The sequence below is a fragment of the Catonella sp. genome (genome assembly GCF_052169795.1).
In the GTDB taxonomy this organism is placed as follows: Bacteria; Bacillota; Clostridia; order Lachnospirales; family Lachnospiraceae; genus Catonella.
In genome coordinates this window covers 1-17,349 of sequence record NZ_JBQNBU010000047.1, presented here as the reverse complement: position 1 = coordinate 17,349, position 17,349 = coordinate 1, and the positions used below count along the sequence as shown (strand labels likewise).

18 protein-coding genes are annotated in these 17,349 nt (G+C 33.0%); 9 read left to right on the top strand and 9 right to left on the bottom strand.

Going from position 1 to position 17,349, the window contains the following annotated elements:
• Positions 1 to 577: 577 nt before the first annotated feature.
• The 4 genes from ACTTKP_RS08000 to gyrA all read right to left on the bottom strand — a co-directional run bounded on the left by ACTTKP_RS08000 (position 578) and on the right by gyrA (position 4,856).
• A complete protein-coding gene (locus tag ACTTKP_RS08000; RefSeq protein WP_442553376.1) occupies positions 578 to 997 on the bottom strand; it encodes a hypothetical protein in 420 nt (139 codons plus the stop codon).
• 22 nt (positions 998 to 1,019) lie between these two features.
• Positions 1,020 to 1,517, bottom strand: coding sequence for a hypothetical protein (locus ACTTKP_RS07995; RefSeq protein WP_442553375.1), 498 nt, complete (start codon positions 1,515 to 1,517; stop codon positions 1,020 to 1,022).
• Between the two features lie 171 nt (positions 1,518 to 1,688).
• A complete protein-coding gene (locus ACTTKP_RS07990; RefSeq protein WP_442553374.1) occupies positions 1,689 to 2,279 on the bottom strand; it encodes a DUF6707 family protein in 591 nt (196 codons plus the stop codon).
• A gap of 81 nt (positions 2,280 to 2,360) precedes the next feature.
• A complete protein-coding gene (gyrA, locus tag ACTTKP_RS07985; protein ID WP_442553373.1) occupies positions 2,361 to 4,856 on the bottom strand; it encodes a DNA gyrase subunit A in 2,496 nt (831 codons plus the stop codon).
• A 365-nt stretch (positions 4,857 to 5,221) separates the two neighbouring features.
• Between gyrA and ACTTKP_RS07980 the strand changes: the two genes are divergently transcribed.
• Positions 5,222 to 5,560 carry a DUF6199 family natural product biosynthesis protein gene (locus ACTTKP_RS07980; protein WP_442553372.1) on the top strand — a complete coding sequence of 113 codons (339 nt, stop codon included), beginning with the start codon at positions 5,222 to 5,224 and terminating at the stop codon, positions 5,558 to 5,560.
• 137 nt (positions 5,561 to 5,697) lie between these two features.
• On the opposite strand, the gene gyrB is transcribed toward ACTTKP_RS07980, so the two are convergent.
• The 5 genes from gyrB to dnaA all read right to left on the bottom strand — a co-directional run bounded on the left by gyrB (position 5,698) and on the right by dnaA (position 11,666).
• Positions 5,698 to 7,608, bottom strand: coding sequence for a DNA topoisomerase (ATP-hydrolyzing) subunit B (gyrB, locus tag ACTTKP_RS07975; RefSeq protein ID WP_442553371.1), 1,911 nt, complete (start codon positions 7,606 to 7,608; stop codon positions 5,698 to 5,700).
• Between the two features lie 14 nt (positions 7,609 to 7,622).
• On the bottom strand, positions 7,623 to 8,702 hold the full coding sequence (gene recF, locus ACTTKP_RS07970) for a DNA replication/repair protein RecF (protein WP_442553370.1): 1,080 nt from the start codon (positions 8,700 to 8,702) through the stop codon (positions 7,623 to 7,625).
• Positions 8,692 to 8,910: an RNA-binding S4 domain-containing protein gene (locus tag ACTTKP_RS07965; RefSeq protein WP_442553369.1), complete on the bottom strand. Its 219-nt coding sequence runs from the start codon at positions 8,908 to 8,910 to the stop codon at positions 8,692 to 8,694. The genes recF and ACTTKP_RS07965 overlap by 11 nt, the downstream gene beginning before the upstream one ends.
• A gap of 24 nt (positions 8,911 to 8,934) precedes the next feature.
• Positions 8,935 to 10,047, bottom strand: coding sequence for a DNA polymerase III subunit beta (gene dnaN / locus ACTTKP_RS07960; protein WP_442553368.1), 1,113 nt, complete (start codon positions 10,045 to 10,047; stop codon positions 8,935 to 8,937).
• A 245-nt stretch (positions 10,048 to 10,292) separates the two neighbouring features.
• Complete coding sequence (dnaA, locus tag ACTTKP_RS07955) at positions 10,293 to 11,666, bottom strand: chromosomal replication initiator protein DnaA (RefSeq protein ID WP_442553367.1); 1,374 nt, start codon at positions 11,664 to 11,666, stop codon at positions 10,293 to 10,295.
• A 441-nt stretch (positions 11,667 to 12,107) separates the two neighbouring features.
• Here dnaA and rpmH point away from each other — a divergent pair, with 441 nt between their 5' ends.
• From rpmH to ACTTKP_RS07915, 8 genes are all read left to right on the top strand, one after another.
• The gene (gene rpmH, locus ACTTKP_RS07950) at positions 12,108 to 12,242 is read left to right on the top strand and encodes a 50S ribosomal protein L34 (protein ID WP_023355110.1); all 135 of its coding nucleotides are present in this window, start codon (positions 12,108 to 12,110) and stop codon (positions 12,240 to 12,242) included.
• A gap of 63 nt (positions 12,243 to 12,305) precedes the next feature.
• A complete protein-coding gene (gene rnpA, locus ACTTKP_RS07945; RefSeq protein WP_442553366.1) occupies positions 12,306 to 12,653 on the top strand; it encodes a ribonuclease P protein component in 348 nt (115 codons plus the stop codon).
• Positions 12,654 to 12,655: 2 nt separating this feature from the next.
• Entirely contained in the window at positions 12,656 to 12,871 is a 216-nt protein-coding gene (yidD, locus tag ACTTKP_RS07940; RefSeq protein WP_442553365.1) for a membrane protein insertion efficiency factor YidD, read from the top strand.
• A 24-nt stretch (positions 12,872 to 12,895) separates the two neighbouring features.
• Positions 12,896 to 14,170, top strand: a complete 1,275-nt coding sequence (locus ACTTKP_RS07935; protein WP_442553364.1) for a YidC/Oxa1 family membrane protein insertase — start codon at positions 12,896 to 12,898, stop codon at positions 14,168 to 14,170.
• A 16-nt stretch (positions 14,171 to 14,186) separates the two neighbouring features.
• Entirely contained in the window at positions 14,187 to 15,143 is a 957-nt protein-coding gene (gene jag, locus ACTTKP_RS07930) for an RNA-binding cell elongation regulator Jag/EloR (protein ID WP_442553363.1), read from the top strand.
• Between the two features lie 253 nt (positions 15,144 to 15,396).
• Complete coding sequence (gene mnmE, locus ACTTKP_RS07925) at positions 15,397 to 16,764, top strand: tRNA uridine-5-carboxymethylaminomethyl(34) synthesis GTPase MnmE (protein WP_442553362.1); 1,368 nt, start codon at positions 15,397 to 15,399, stop codon at positions 16,762 to 16,764.
• Between the two features lie 14 nt (positions 16,765 to 16,778).
• A complete protein-coding gene (locus ACTTKP_RS07920; protein WP_442553361.1) occupies positions 16,779 to 17,123 on the top strand; it encodes a phenylpyruvate tautomerase MIF-related protein in 345 nt (114 codons plus the stop codon).
• On the top strand, positions 17,123 to 17,349 hold a 227-nt coding region (locus ACTTKP_RS07915), incomplete at its 3' end, for a DUF4258 domain-containing protein (RefSeq protein ID WP_442553360.1). The genes ACTTKP_RS07920 and ACTTKP_RS07915, both read left to right, overlap by 1 nt.

Below are 17,349 nucleotides of genomic sequence, written 5' to 3'. Positions count from 1 at the left end.
CACTGTTAGCTTTAATAACATCCTCCGGCATTAAGTGTATATGTGCATCTATTTTGGGTATTTCTTTCCAATTAACCATAGTTATCTCCTTTTAAATTTGAAGTTGTCGCTTTCAAATTATTTAGCAAAGTTGACGCTCCGAATGATAACATTTCAGACTCGCTCCGGCATCCGCTTCGCTACGCCTAATGCGCTCGCTTAGAATTTATCATTCGGAGCTGTCATCTAAAAGATTTAGATAATATTTGTACTCAGTTTTATAGTTAGCTGTCATAGAAAGTCTGAAGGAAGATTATTATATTAAATACCTATAAGAATAATACCTTTGCAGCCCTACCTCCATCGCTCCATTGTAGCTAATGTACTCGTCAATATCAGATTATAATCTATAATAATTCAGTCAAACAGCTGGAACTGATAATGCCTAAGCGAGCGCATTAGGTTTTTCGTGAAACTTTGTTAGTCTACAACATCCTCCTACAGAAAAACCGGAGCGAGTCTGGACATTTATCAGTGAAAGCGTGACTTAGTCATATAAATACATATAATCGAGTACATTAGCCCTACAACTTCTAATTTAGTTATCAATCCTATAAACCATATCACCGGTATTCCAAATATACATGATTGCTGACACAGGCTCTTTTCCTTCTATCCGAATCCATCCTGTATATGTTGTATAATATCCAAAGTATCCTTCTATTAAAATTTCAAACTCTGCATTTGAATACTCTTCCATATACTCAATTAAACTTATGGCTTTTCCTGAAAAATCACCTTCATAAACTGTTCTGTCAAATATCAAAATACTACATTCATCTAAATCGCTGTCATAAAACAAAACTTCTCCGGAATATATTTTTTCTCCGTCTTTCGTATATTGAAATATTTTATTAAGCTGTAATGTCAAAATATTGTTCCTAAATGTAATTTTCTTTATCTTACTATCATGCAAACTAAACAGAATATTGCTATTCCTATCATGTATTAAATCCATCTTAACCCTCACTAATTTCAATTTATCTTTTACTGATTTCTTTAGCTAATCTACTCTTTGACAGTTTCCCATTTTTAATATGTTTCAATAAAACTAAAGGATTATAACTGTAAGACAATCGTATTTTGTAATAGTTTATCCACTCAATTACTGCAAATGCCAGAATGAAAATTGCAGATATCATAACAGTTACATTGACATAATTAAGTATAATTATCGGAATACCAAGGCATAATAAAAGAAAATCAATAATTTTAAGTATGCTGTATATCTTTCTTGTATTTGTTATGGCAAATTTTGGTGTGGATAGCCTTTTTAACAGAATTAACCAGTATATTGAGCCTTGAATAAGGATAAAACTCAATACAGCCAACGGATATATGACAGAAATTAACATTTTTGTATTTATAAGCCACTTTTTGAAAATAAAAAAACATATCCAAAATGATATTACAGCCACAAGTTCTCCAGTCCATAATTTGGTAAGTTCTTGTTTTATCTTACTTTTTGGTGATTTCATGCTTTTCCTCTGTAAATATGTTAAATGTTGCTTTTAATCCAGTTATCTAAAAAATCCATTTGTTCCTTTGTATGAAACCAATGTTCTCCACCGGGCATAACCGTTATATTTGCATTTATTTTTTTGGAAAAATCAGTTATTGTACTAATTTTATTTATTACCTCGTCAAATTTATTTCAAACACCCAATATACTCTCTAATCTTTTCATTCAATTTCTCCTCTTTATCCACTAAATCAGGGCAAAATCCTGTTATTCCGTAGCTAATCATGCTATAAAGTGCAATAAAACGATAAAAATCAGCGGATTTTTTGTCACCGGCAGCTTCATTTTTTTCTATTTCCTTTATGTCACATACCGATTCAAAAGTCTGCCTGTTCAATATTTTTTGCATAAAATCCCAGGCTTTTTCTTCTGTATCATTACTATTTTTAGGAGTTGACCAAACTTTTTTCATTTGTTCTACTCTGAATTTTTTATCTGCTGTTTTTCCTTTCTCATTATATATATGTGCCTCCAATCCCCATATAAACAGAATAAAATCCCATACATTATAGTTAATCTTTGCAGGAATATCTATATTGGTCAGTTCACATACTTTTAAAGCATTATCATCATCTCCTACAACATATAACCAATATGCCAGTTCACATAAGTTAGTCGCATCGGCACCGCTTGTAAATGAGCATTTCTTGATCAGCTTTTTACAAAGACTGATGATTTTCTTCTCCTTATGACTTTCCATAATTTCTTCAAATAACATATTCTACCCCCATTTCCTATTAAAAATGCTAAGTCATGGTTTTACCTCTAACTTAGCATTTTCAAAATTTAATTTATTATCTTAGTTATCACTGTTTTCATCGGCATTTTCAACAATTTCTTCTACTGTTGCCTTATCATCTTCCCTTACCTTAGCTATCTTGGCTATCACATTATCTCCGTCTACATTCATAAGCTTAACTCCTGAAGTAATTCTTCCTAGAGTTGATATACTTTCAACTGCCATACGGATGATAATTCCGGCTTTTGTGATAAGCATAATCTCGTTATTGTCATTTACTGACTTCGCACCTATAACAAGACCTGTCTTTTCTACTATCTTGTAGCATTTTACACCCTTTCCGCCGCGGTGCTGGGTGGTAAATTCTGAAATCTCTGTTCTCTTTCCGAGTCCGTTTTCAGAAACTATGAGAAGTTTAGCTCCCTGTGTATCAAGCTGCATTGCCACTATTTCATCAGTGTCATCTATGGTCATACCGATTACACCCATAGAAGTTCTTCCTGTAGGACGCACATCTTTTTCATTAAACCTTATGCACGTACCGTTCTTTGTAACAAGGAAGATATCATTTTCATTGTTAGTCAGTTTAACTTCTATAAGATCATCATCTTCTCTTAAGTTAATAGCCTGTAATCCGGTTTTTCTTATATTCGCATATTCACTTAGAGCAGTCTTTTTAACTATACCTCGCTTGGTAGCCATAAATAAATATCCGTCAGTCTTTTCTTTTCTGATATTTATAACTGCCTTAACCTGCTCATCAGGCTGAAGCTGTAAGAGATTTACCATAGCTGTACCTCTGGCTGTACGGCTTGCCTCCGGTATCTGGTATGCTTTAAGCCTGTATACCCTTCCCTTATTGGTAAAGAAAAGTATATAGTGATGGGTTGTAGTCATAAGGAGATCTTCTATAAAATCTTCCTCTATGGTCTGCATACCCTTTATTCCCTTACCGCCTCTGTTCTGGCTTTTGAAATTATCGGTTGTCATTCTCTTGATATAACCCATATTGGTCATTGCAATTACGGTATTTTCATCAGGAATGAGATCGTCATTGGTAATATCGGAATCATCAGCCACTATCTGGCTTCTTCTCTCATCACCGTATTTATCTCGAATTACTGTGATTTCTTCTTTTATTACACCAAGTAATTTCTTAATATCCCCTAAGATTTCTTTTAATTCTTTAATTCTTTCCTGTAAGCTGTCATACTCGCCCTGAAGTTTCTCTCTTTCAAGTCCTGTAAGAGCCCTCAGACGCATATCTACTATAGCCTGAGCCTGCACATCATCAAGGCTGAATCTCTCTATAAGTTTTTCTTTGGCTTCTGCAGTAGTCTTAGAACCTCTGATTATACTTATTACTTCGTCTATATAATCAAGAGCCATAAGAAGTCCCTGTAAAATATGTGCTCTTTCTTCTGCTTTGTTAAGCTCGTACTGACTTCTTCTCCTTACTACATTTTCCTGATGCTCAAGATAGAAACCAAGCATCTGCTTAAGGTTCATAACCACAGGCTCATTATTTACAAGCCCGAGCATATTTGTACCGAAGGTAGTCTGAAGCTGGGTATGTTTGTACAGCTTTTTAAGGATAATATGTGGATTTACATCACGTCTTAACTCTATACATATACGCATGCCGTTTCTGTTTGACTCATCACGAAGCTCTGTAATTCCGTCTATTCTCTTGTTTTTCACCATATCGGCTATATATTCTATAAGCCTTGCTTTATTTACAAGATATGGAAGTTCAGTAACAACTATGCGGTTCTTACCATTTGCCATAGGCTCTATGTCGGTCACCGCACGAACTATAATCTTACCTCTGCCTGTTCTGTAGGCTTCTTCTATGCCGGCTCTGCCTAATATATGTGCACCGGTAGGAAAATCAGGACCTTTTACTATTTGAAGAATTTCATCTATTTCAGTATCTCTGTCTTCTTCCACTTTATTGTCTATAATCTTATTTACAGCATTTATAACTTCTACAAGGTTATGTGGCGGAATATTGGTAGCCATACCTACTGCTATACCTGATGCTCCGTTTACAAGCAGGTTAGGATATCTTGAAGGAAGCACTGTAGGCTCTTTTTCTGTTTCATCAAAGTTAGGTATGAAATCTACGGTATCCTTTTCTATATCTGAAAGCATTTCCACAGAAATTTTGCTAAGCCTAGCCTCTGTGTACCTCATAGCAGCTGCCCCGTCTCCGTCCACAGAGCCGAAGTTTCCATGTCCGTCTACAAGCATATATCTGGTAGACCAGCTCTGAGCAAGATTTACAAGGGCTCCATAAATAGAACTGTCTCCATGTGGGTGGTATTTACCCATGGTATCGCCGACAATTCTGGCACATTTTCTATGTGGCTTGTCAGGAGTATTGGAAAGCTCCTTCATTGCATACAGTATTCTTCTTTGTACAGGTTTAAGTCCATCCCTTACATCAGGTAAGGCACGTGACGCAATTACTGACATAGCATAGTCTATGTAGGAATCTTCCATAGTCTTTTTTAAGTCTACTTCATTAATCCTGTCAAAAATATTCTCGTCCATTCTCTTATCCTTTTCCTTACATTTTAACTTATAAAGATAAATTTCATCTTTTAAGCTTTTACTGTTCTAAAATATTATTATATCATAAATTTTGATTAAATAATATACTTTTGAAAAATCTTATTTTATGATACAAGTGTCAAAAGTATAAAATTTTTTGCAAGCTTGCTTGCAAAAGAATTTATTATCTTTTGACATGCAAAAAAATGAGCGGATTACGAATATTTTTGCAAGGATTGCGATAAGCGAAGCTATAGCAATCCTGTATCAATGGTCATCAAATACTTTTGACGCCCACATCATTTTATTGTATACTTAAAAAAGTTGATTTGGGTTTAGTTTTATTATTATGTTAGGAGGTAATAATGAATTACTCTGTACAAATTGACATGCCTGAGCTTGATTCTGAAATAATCGAACAAATTGAAACAGCGGGTGAGGCAGCTTCAAATGATAGTAGCAATATTTATCTGTTTGTATTTCTTTGTATTTGTTTACTTATTATAAGTTATTTACTTTATTTTAAGTATGAGTTGGTTTATGAAATAACTGAAAGTTGGAAAAGTTATAGTTCATCAGATTGTTCTGATTTATACCGAATAAGTTGCCAGATTGGAGGAGTTACTTCATTTATATTAGTTTTACTACTAATCATAAGTTATATTTTTGATATTAATTTATTTAGTTTTTTCGGTTTAGACTAAATATTTTGCAATTGTTTGGTAATATCCCTCATGGTCACAGACCTAAAATACAGTATTCTATTGTGTTATTCGAAACAACAGGTCTGTGACTTATGAGGAATTATTTAAACTTAGACGTTTATTTTAATAATCTGGTTTTATATATCCAAATTCCTTACATACTTAGCATTCTGCTCTATAAACTCTCTTCTTGGCTCAACCTTGTCTCCCATAAGAGTGTTAAAGGTTAAATCTATTTCAGAAGCATTTTCTTCGTCCATCATAACTTTGAGAAGTACACGTCTTTCAGGATCCATTGTTGTTTCCCAAAGCTGCTCTGCATCCATCTCTCCGAGACCTTTATAACGCTGAATCTTATTATTGCTGTCACGTCCGATTTCAGACATTATGTTCTCAAGTTCTTTGTCATTGTAAGCATACCGGATTTTATTACCTTTTTCCACCTTGTAAAGAGGTGGCTGTGCAAGATAAACATGTCCCTGCTTAATAAGCTCCGGCATAAAACGGTAGATAAAAGTAAGCATAAGGGTATCTATATGTGCTCCGTCTATATCCGCATCAGTCATTATAATAATTTTCTTATATCTTAATTTAGATATATCAAAATCGTCATGAATTCCTGTACCAAAGGCAGTTATCATTGACTGAATTTCTTTATTTTCTAAGATTTTATCAAGTCTTGACTTTTCTACATTAAGAATTTTACCTCTAAGCGGAAGTATAGCCTGTGTAGCCCTGTCTCTTGCATCTTTTGCAGAACCGCCCGCAGAATCTCCCTCTACAAGATAAATTTCACAGTTATCAGGATTTTTATCCGAACAGTCAGCTAGTTTGCCCGGAAGATTCATATACTCAAGAGCTGTCTTTCTTCTGGTTAAATCTCTTGCTTTTCTGGCTGCATCTCTTGCTCTCTGGGCTAATAATGCCTTTTCAACTATCATTTTACCCACGGCAGGATTTTGCTCAAGGAATATCATAATCTGTTCACTTGCTATGGTTTCAACTGCTCCTCTTGCCTCACTGTTACCAAGCTTTTGCTTAGTCTGTCCTTCAAACTGTGGCTCAGGAATTTTGATGCTGACTATGGCTGTCATTCCTTCTCTTATATCCTCACCTGTAAGAGCGGGATCACTGTCCTTAACAAGCTTCATAAGCTTTGCATATTCATTGAAAGTCTTTGTCAGGGCATTTCTAAATCCTGTAAGATGGGTTCCGCCCTCAGGAGTATTTATATTATTTACAAAGCTGTAACAGCCTTCGTTGTAGCCATCATTGTGCTGGAGAGCCACTTCTACCTGAACTGTACCTTTTCTTCCTTCACAATAAATGATTTTATCATAAAGTACAGTCTGATTTTTATTTAAATAACTTACATACTCCATAATTCCACCTTCATAGTGGAAGCTATCTGTCTTTTTATTCTCTTCTCTTCTATCAGTAAGGCTGATTCTGAGTCCCTTTGTAAGAAAAACCATTTCTCTGAGACGATGCTTTATAGTTGCATAATCAAATACTGTCTCTTCAAATATTTCACTATCTGGTAAAAATGTAACTGTTGTACCATGTCTTTCTGTGACACCTATTTCGGCAAGCTCTGTAACTACCTTTCCTCTTTCATAACGCTGTTTATAAGCCTTTCCATCTATTTCTACCAATACTTCAAGCCATTCAGAAAGAGCATTTACAACAGAAGCACCTACTCCATGAAGTCCTCCTGATACCTTATATCCGCCACCGCCAAATTTTCCACCGGCATGAAGTACTGTAAATACAACCTGTACAGCAGGAAGTCCCGACTTTGCATTAATACCTACAGGTATTCCACGACCGTCATCTACTACAGTTATAGAATTATCTTCATTTATAAATACTTCTATATGACTGCACTCACCTGCAAGTGCTTCATCTACGGAATTATCCACTATCTCATATACCAGATGGTGAAGTCCCTTAAGGGATGTAGAACCAATATACATACCGGGCCTTTTTCTAACTGCCTCCAGTCCTTCAAGTATTTGAATCTGGTCAGCTCCGTATTCTGCACTCATTTTTTTACCTCACTTTAATAATCAATTTTACCGCTATTTATCTTATATATCCTGCCGTCAGCCTTTTTATTTTCCACAAATTCTTCAAGACCTGTACAGGTAATTATAGTCTGTATATCGCCTATACTATCTATAAGATAATTTTGTCTGTTCCTGTCCAACTCTGAAAGTACATCATCTAAAAGCAATATAGGATTATCTCCTGTCTTTTTCTTAAATAGCTCTATTTCAGATAGCTTAAGTGAAAGAGCCGTACTCCTTTGCTGCCCCTGAGAACCATATTTTCTTACATCATTTTTATTTATATAAAAAGTTATATCATCCCTTTGAGGACCTGTTAAGGTAGTTTTCTGATAAATATCACTGTTTCTACCTGATTTTAATTTATTTTTAAAATCTTCCTCAATAACATTAGGATTATATTCTATATCAAGTTCTTCCTTACCTCCGGAAAGTTTACTATGAATTGGCTTTATTATTTCATTAAGCTCAGATATAAATTTTCTTCTGCTCTTTATAATTTCCAAGCCTGTACTTACAAGCTGTTCATCCCATACATCAAGTGTTTCTGAAAGTCCTGTGTCATAACTTATCTGTTTTAGAAGATTATTTCTCTGAACTAATATCTTATTATATTTTGAAAGATTGTACAAATATATCCGCTCTATTTGGGATAGTTCCATATCAATAAATCTTCTTCTTTCAGCCGGTCCGTCCTTTATCATACTAAGGTCTTCCGGAGAAAATAAAATAAGCTGTGCTATACCAAATACATCTGTAGACTTATGTACAGGTATGCCATCTATTGCCATAGATTTTGACTTACTTTTTTTCAAATGAAGATCAACTTTTCTATCTAAACCATTTTTACTAAAAATAACCCTTACATGTGACTCATCTCTGCCTATGGTTATCATTTCTTTATCTTTGCTGTTTTTATGAGATTTAGTAGTAGCTGCTACATATATCGATTCAAGTATATTTGTCTTTCCCTGTGCATTATCTCCATATATGATGTTGAGACCTTTTCCAAATGCAATGTTGATATTATCTATATTTCTAAATGCATTAAGTGCAAGAGACTTAATTATCATTTGTCTCAACCTTTACTTCTTCACCATTAAAAGAAACTATATCACCCGGAACAACCTTTCTCCCACGCCTTGTATCCGTCTGACCATTTACTGATACTGAACCATTTTGAATATAAAACTTTGCTTCTACTCCATTATCCACACATCCGGCAAGTTTGATAAGTTGCCCAAGTTTTATATAATCATCTTTTATTTTTATAACCTGCATAGATACCTCCACTTATATATATATTTAAATATCTTCAGGATTAAAGTTTACAGGAAGAACAATATATAAATAACTTTCTTCTTTATTTTTTATCGAACATGGTGCTTTTGCATTTAAAAAATAAATATCTATATTATCATCTTCTATTACTTTTAATGCATCCATAACAAGTACCGGATTGAAAGCTATTAATATATCTTTTCCATCTTTAGATAATTCCATGTCATTGTCTACACTTCCGGCAGCTGTTTTTATTCTAAAATTTATATTATTTTCTGTTATATTAAGTATTACAGGTTTTTTTTCTTTTTCAGTAATAAAAGGCAGTGCTGAATTCATATTTTCAAGAAATTCTCTTCTGTCTATATTAATTTTAGTTTCATAATCGCTTGAAATCATTTGATCAACATTATAAAATTCACCATCTATAAGTCTTGAATTAACAGTAGTATTGTTAAATTCAAAAACTATGTGTTTTTTTGAGAAATAGATTACAACTGTATCATCTACTTCTCCGGAAAGTATTTTACTTATTTCATTTAAAGTTTTACTTGGAATTACAGCTTTAATATTTTCATGTTCTCCTTTAAGTAAAACTTTTCTTATAGATATTCTATGTCCATCAAGAGCTATCATTCTTAAATAATTGTTATTAACTTCTAAAAGTTCTCCTGTCATTACTTTCATATTTTCATTAACTGATACTGAAAATATTGTCTGTTTAATCATTTCTTTAAGAGTATATTGTGAAATTTCAATCTTATTTATTATTTCAATATTAGGTAAAATAGGAAATTCATCTATACTTTGCCCATCTATTGTTGAAGTTTTTTTACCACATTTTATTATTGCTTTATAATTATTATCTGTATTTATTTCAACTAAATCATTTGGAAAGCCTCTAATTATGTCAAAAAATATTTTTGATTTTAAGGCTATACCTCCTGATTCTATAATTTCTCCATTAATAACAGTTTCTATTCCGAGTTCCATATCGTTAGCAAGAAGCCTTATACTATTGTCAATTGTTTTTATAACTATACATTCAAGAATAGGTAAGGTGGTTCTGGAAGAAATAGCTTTTATTACAATATTAATTCCTTTTATTAAATCACCTTGATTTATTTTTATTAACATAACTTCTCCTTAGCAGTTTATTTTATCTTAGCAGGTGGATAAATTCTATATAAATAAAATATATACTTCGTAGTAGTAGGAACTGTGAATATGTTTATAAGCAAATAAAATAGCATAAAATCAGTGTTTTAAGCATTTTATAAGTGTGTGGAAATAAAATATATTTGAAAATAGCTATTCACAGCTTACAAACATAATAATTCAAATTATCCAATGATTATCACAAAGTTATAAACAATGTATTTTTAAGAAGAAATGAGTTTTTTAATTACATCAAGTTTAACTGAAAGTTCAGTATTATTTGATTTTTTCTCATTTTCAAGATCATCTTCTATTTTTTTAATTCCATGAACTATTGTAGAGTGATCTTTTTTACCAAGTTTAGATGCTATTTCTTTTAATGAAGCAGAGGTAAGCTGTTTACATAAATACATAGCAATCTGTCTTGGATAAGCTACATTACTGCTTCTATTGGAAGAGCGAAGCTGATCTATTGAAAGCTCATAATGGCTTGCTACTACATCTATTATAGTATCAATAGTTATAACATTTTTAACATTTGGATTAATAATGTCTTTTAGTGCATTTTTTGCTATTTCTAAAGTAGCTTCAGTATTTACATTTACAAGTTTATTAAGAGCAGTTACTTTTTTATATGCTCCTTCTAATTCTCTTATATTTGAATTTACATTTGTAGCTATATAGTTAAGTATCTCATCACTAAGATGTTCTTGTTCAAGTTCACAGCGTTTCTTTAATATAGCCATCCTTGTTTCATAATCAGGAGGATTAATTTCTGAAAGCATACCACTTCCAAATCTGGATTTAATCCTGTCTTCAATATTAGTAAAGTCCTTAGGAGGGCGGTCTGATGAAATTATTATTCTTTTTCCTGCCTGATAAAGTTCATTAAAGGTATGGAAAAATTCTTCTTCAGTCCTTTCTTTTCCTATAACGAATTGAATATCATCAATAAGAAGTGCATCTATGTTACGATATTTTTTTCTAAATTCTTTAGAAGCAAGGACTCCTTCCTTTATAGCTTCAATAACTTCATTAGTAAATTGTTCACTTGTAACATAAAGAACCCTTGCATCTTTTTGATTTTCAAGGATGTAATGAGCTATTGAATGCATCAAGTGTGTTTTTCCAAGTCCTACACCACCATATATAAAAAGAGGATTCCAGTTAGTGCCCGGATTTTCTGCAACAGAAAGAGCAGCTGCTGTAACAAGGCGGTTATTATCTCCAACTACAAAAGTATCAAAGGTATAGTTGGGGTTAAGGTTAGCACTTGCAGCCCTTTCCCTAAGCAGGTTATGTTCATTTTTCGTAGCATCATAACTGCCCAATTCTTCTTTAGATATAAATTTAAGATTATATGACTTGGATGTAACAGTTTCAATTGAATTCTTAATAAAGGCATAAAACTTTTCCTTAACATAAGAATCATTGTGTTGATAAACTTCATCATCCATTAAAATAACAACTGTATCATCATTTTCGTCATAAACCTTAAGAGGTTTAATAAAAGTTTTAAATAATACCGGCTTTATTTCAAAATCATTTTCAAGCATTTCCAGTATCGCATCCCAATTTTTGCTAACTAATTGTTTCATAAGACAAAATACTCCTTTATACATATATTCTATCGCAAAATAAGATAAAATACAACCTAATATATTAAAGAGTTATTCAAGTTATCCACAAAAATATGTTAATAACTTGTGGATAAGTGAGTAAATATACAGTATTATATAAGTTATCGACATTTATAGAATAAGATTATAAACATTATAACAAATTACTGGAAAACAATAAAAATGGGAATTTATTAAAATAATCACAACTTATCCACAACTTATAAACATTATGTGGATAAGTGAGTAGATATTTGTAGAATAATTGTGAATAAATTGTATAAGCTACAGTCTACACTAATAGAAGAAATAAAAAGTAAAAAAAGAAACTTTTATCTTGATTTTTAAGAAATATGCTGATATTATAAGGGTTGATTGTATTTAATCGCTAAATTTGAGTGAGTTAAGGAGGTGTACCAAATGAAGATGACATTCCAGCCTAAGAAGAGGCAGAGATCAAAGGTTCATGGATTCCGTAAGAGAATGAAGACAGCTGATGGCAGAAGAGTATTAGCTAGAAGAAGAGCTAAGGGCAGAAAGAAATTATCTGCATAATCAGTTACAATAACAATAAGGACACAGGCCTTGCCGGTGTCCGTTTGTTTATCAAGGAAAAATATGTTACCTAATTCGTTGAAGAATTCAAGGGAATTCAAAAAAGTTTATGATAATGGAAAGTCTTATGCCAACAAGTATATGGTTATGTATATATATGACAATGGAGCTGAAGAAAATAGAGTAGGCATATCAGTTAGTAAAAAAGTTGGCAATAGTGTGGTTAGGCATAGAGCAACCAGATTGATAAGAGAGAGCGTAAGGCTTAACAAAGAAAAGATTAAAAGGGGTTATGATATCGTTATTATAGCCAGAGGAAGTATTAAAGATAAGAAATATAAAGATGTAGAGAGTGCATATCTTCATTTATGTAAATTACATCACTTGCTCCAAAAGGAAAGAGATGATTAAAATTGATAAAGAGATTTCTTATATTTTTAATAAAAATTTATAAAAATCATATATCTCCTTATAAAGGGAGTCCTGTGTGCAGATTTATTCCATCTTGTTCAACTTATGCCATTCAGGCTATTGAAAAGTATGGGGCATTAAAGGGCTCTTATTTGGCTGTAAAGAGAATTATGAGATGTCATCCTCTGTCAAAGGGCGGTGTTGATTTTGTACCTTAAAGAAAGATTTAGGAGGAAGGTAGTTTGATCCAACAAGTATTTGCACTAACTCAGTATAATGGTGCCATAGTAGGGCCTATTGCAAGGATACTTGCATATATAATGAATGGTATTTATGCAGTATTTTCTTCAATCGGAATAGAAAATGCTGCTCTTTGTATTGTATTATTTACATTTATAATGAGAGCTTTTATGATTCCTATTTATTACAAACAGCAGAAGGTAGGAAAGCTCACATCAAAAATGAGTCCTGAACTTCAGGAAATTTCTAAAAAATATAAGGGTAAGCGTGATGCAGAGTCACAGAGAAAGATGCAGCAGGAAACTCAGGCAGTTTATGAGAAATATGGTTCGAATCCATTGTCGGGATGTTTACCTATTCTTATCACATTTCCTATAATGCTTGGTCTTTATAGAATAGTTCAGAGTATGCCTGCTTACATGCCTGCTATAAGAAATCTTTATGAGGGTATTGCCACTCCTCTTATGGAGCAGCAAAATTATGCTGATGTAATTACTAAAATAGCAGATAGTAATACTGTAAAATTAGTTACAGAGGGTGATAAGAGTGTTATATTGAACTCCGTTATAGATGTACTTGCTACATTTAACCATGATAAATGGGAAACTCTTAAAACAAGTTTCAGTGGCATTTCAAATATAATAGCCACTAATTCTACTGAAATAGAACATATAAATAATGTATTTGGACTTTTTTCAATATCAGATGTACCGGGATTTTCAAACCCTATTACTTTTATAGTGCCTATACTTGCAGGTGTATTGCAGTTTATAAATGGTAAGCAGATGTTTAAGAATCAGCCACAGACAAATACTAATGACCAGGCGGCTGCTATTAATAAGAATATGATGAATTTTATGCCATTTATGCAGGCTTTCTTCTGTCTTACATTTCCAATAGGTATTGGTGTTTATTGGATTGCAGGTAGTGTGATGATGATAATACAGCAGTATTTCTTCAATAAATTGCTTGAGAATGTAGATGTTGAAGAAATGATAAGAAAGAATCAGGAAAAAGCTGCTAAGCTTCGTGCTAAAAGGGGAGAAGCACCTGTAGCTGAGAAGTTTAATCAGTTTGCAAACACTTCAACTAAGTCAATAGCAAATACAAATACAAAAAAGATTGATGATGCTTCATCAGATAGTGATAAGTCTGCTGAAAAAGGAATTACAATTAAGACAAAAAATAATTATAAGATTACAGATTATAAAAAGCGTGAGGGTGAATATAAGGCTAACAATATTTCAGATGTAGCTAATATGTTAAAGAGAGATTAGGTATTGGAGGTATATTATGAGTAATAATTGGATTGAGATTTCAGCAAAAACAGTTGATGATGCAATAAATGAAGGTTTAGCAAGACTTGGAACCACAAGTGATAAAATGGATGTGGAAGTGCTTGAAAAAGAAAGTGCAGGTTTTTTAGGTTTTATAGGCAGGCATGATGCTAAGATAAGAGTAAGACTTAAAGAAGTTAAACCAGCTACTGTTGTAGAAAAAAAGGTTGTTAAAGAGGTTAAGCCTGCTTCTGTTAGAAGTAATACTGAAACTAAAACAGAAGAAAAGCCTGTAGCTGATATTCAGAGAAAGCCTAAAAAGAAATTTGATGAAATTGAAAAGAGTGAACCTGTATCTGCCGACAGACAGGAAAAGGCAAAGGCTGATGCGGTTAAATTCCTTACAGATGTATTTAAGGCTATGAAGCTTGAAGCTTCTATAAATGTAGAATTTGATGCTGTTGAAAATGAACTTTCCATAGATGTAAAAGCAGAGGATATGGGTGTGCTTATAGGAAAGCGCGGACAGACTCTTGATTCTCTCCAGTACATAGTTAGCCTTGCAATAAATAAGGACAGCAACGAATATGTAAAGGTTAAACTTGATTCAGAAAACTATAGAATAAGAAGAAAAGAAACTCTTGAAAACCTGGCTAAAAACATAGCTTCTAAAGTAAAGAGAACAGGTAGACAGGTTTCACTTGAACCTATGAATTCATTTGAAAGAAGAATAATTCATTCTGCTTTGCAGGGTGATCCTGATTGTGAAACTTTCAGTGAGGGTAGTGATCCTTACCGTAGGGTAGTTGTTAAACCAAAGGGTGAGAGAAATTATTATAATAACAGATATAATAAAGGTTATAGTAAGAAACCTTATGGAAGAAAGCCATATCGTAAGAATGGTTATAACAAGAATTATACTAAGAAGTATGAAAGAGAAGATTATGCTGAAAAAGCAGATGTAGAAGAGTAATATATAATTATTCCCTGTAGAACCGGATAAATGGTTTTACGGGGATTTTGTTGTTTATAGGGGAAAATTGTGATAGTATGTGGTTAAGAGTTTACAAAAGCAAAAAATGTTCCGAAATGGGAAAATTATTGTAAATTTAAGGAAAATATTTTATAAATGGAATATTTATATATTCAAGTAAAAAATCTGATGGAATGTTTGTTGGACTATAGTGTAAAATACGGAATTTTAAGAGAAGAGTGGAGTAATAATTATGAATGATACAATTACAGCGATTTCTACGGCAGTTGGGAATTCAGGAATAAGTATAATCAGAATTAGCGGAGATGAAGCCTTTAATATAGCCGGAAAACTTATGAAATTATCTTCTACTGATGTAGAAAAAATAAAAACCCATACTATAAAATATGGACATATATATAATGAGACAGATGTAGTAGATGAGGTATTGGTTTCATTTATGAAAGGACCAAAGACTTATACAAGGGAAGATGTGGTGGAAATAAACTGTCATGGAGGTGCGTTTATAACCAGAAAAGTACTTGAAACTGCAATAAATGCCGGTGCAAGACCGGCAGAGCCAGGTGAATTTACAAAAAGAGCCTTTCTTTCAGGAAGAATAGACCTTACACAGGCGGAAGCAGTTATGGATATCATAAGGGCAGACAGTGATTATGCCATAAAGAGTGCAGGCAGAAGGTTAAACGGCGGAATAGGGGATAAGTTAAAGCCTGTAAAAGACAGCATTTTAACTGATATGGCTTATATAGAGGCAGCCCTTGACGATCCGGAGCATATGTCACTTGACGGAAAAGCGGAAGAAATAAGGAAAAATGTAGTTAATAATATAAATGCCCTGAATAATATTTTGGAAAATGCAGGTAAAGGCAGGATAATTAAAGAGGGTATTAAGACCGTAATAGTTGGTAAGCCTAATGTGGGCAAGTCTTCATTTCTTAACTATATTTCGGGGGAAGAAGTAGCTATAGTTACGGATATTCCGGGAACAACCAGAGATGCCCTGCTTCAAAATGTAAGTCTTGGGGATATCTCACTCAATATTGTGGATACAGCAGGAATCAGAGAGACTGACAACGAGATTGAGAGAATGGGAATAGAGAGAGCTAAGGAGCATTTAAGCGATGCTGACCTTGTGCTTATGATAATAGATGTATCCAAGCCGCTTTCTACCGAGGACAAGGAGCTGTTAGCTGAAATAAAATCAAAAAAGACCGTACTTATATTAAATAAAACAGACCTTGAAAGAGGTCTAACTGATGAGGAATATAAGGAATTTTCAGAATTTAACCTTGTTGAAATTTCAGCAAAAAAAAGGATTGGAATAGAAAGGCTGACTGAGATTATTAAGGAAATGTTCTTTAATGGGGAGTTAGACTTTAACAATGAAATTTATCTTTCAAATCTTAGACAGGAAGGTGCTATAAAAAGGGCAAAAGAAAGTCTGAATATGGTACTGGAGTCTATAGATTCGGGAGTTTCAGAGGATTTTTATACTATTGACCTTATGAATGCTTATAATGCCATCGGAGAAGTTACAGGTGATACTACCAGTGAGGATTTGGCTGATAAGATATTTAAGGATTTTTGTATGGGAAAGTAGAAAGGAGAAAAATTATGCCATTTATTAATTCAAAAATTACAAAGAAGATTACAAGAGAAGAGGAAGTTATAGTTAAGGAAAAGCTTGGAAAAGCCATTGAACTTGTACCGGGTAAGAGTGAAGCTTGGCTTATGTTAAATTTTGAGCCTGAGAGCCATCTTTATTTTAAGGGCAGTAATGAGAAGGATATAGCTTATGTTGAGGTAAATGTATTCGGAAATGAGAATAGAGAGGCTTTCAGTAATTTAACTGCTGAGATAACAAAGATTTTTAATGAGGTTCTCGGAATAGAACCTGAGAGAATTTATGTAAAGTATGAGACAACTACTAATTGGGGCTGGAACGGGAGCAATTTTTAATGGAAATTGAGATATACAGAAAACTATGTGCCGAATCAAAAATTATGTGGACTGCACATTGTCTACAAAGAATGCAGGAAAGGAATATAAGTCGTGCAGATGTAAAAAATGGAATTGTAACGGGAGAAATAATAGAGGAATATCCTGATGATTTTCCAAATTTTAGTTGTTTAATTTTTGGATATAGCATAAATGGAAAGATTTTGCATATAGTTGCAGGATGTGA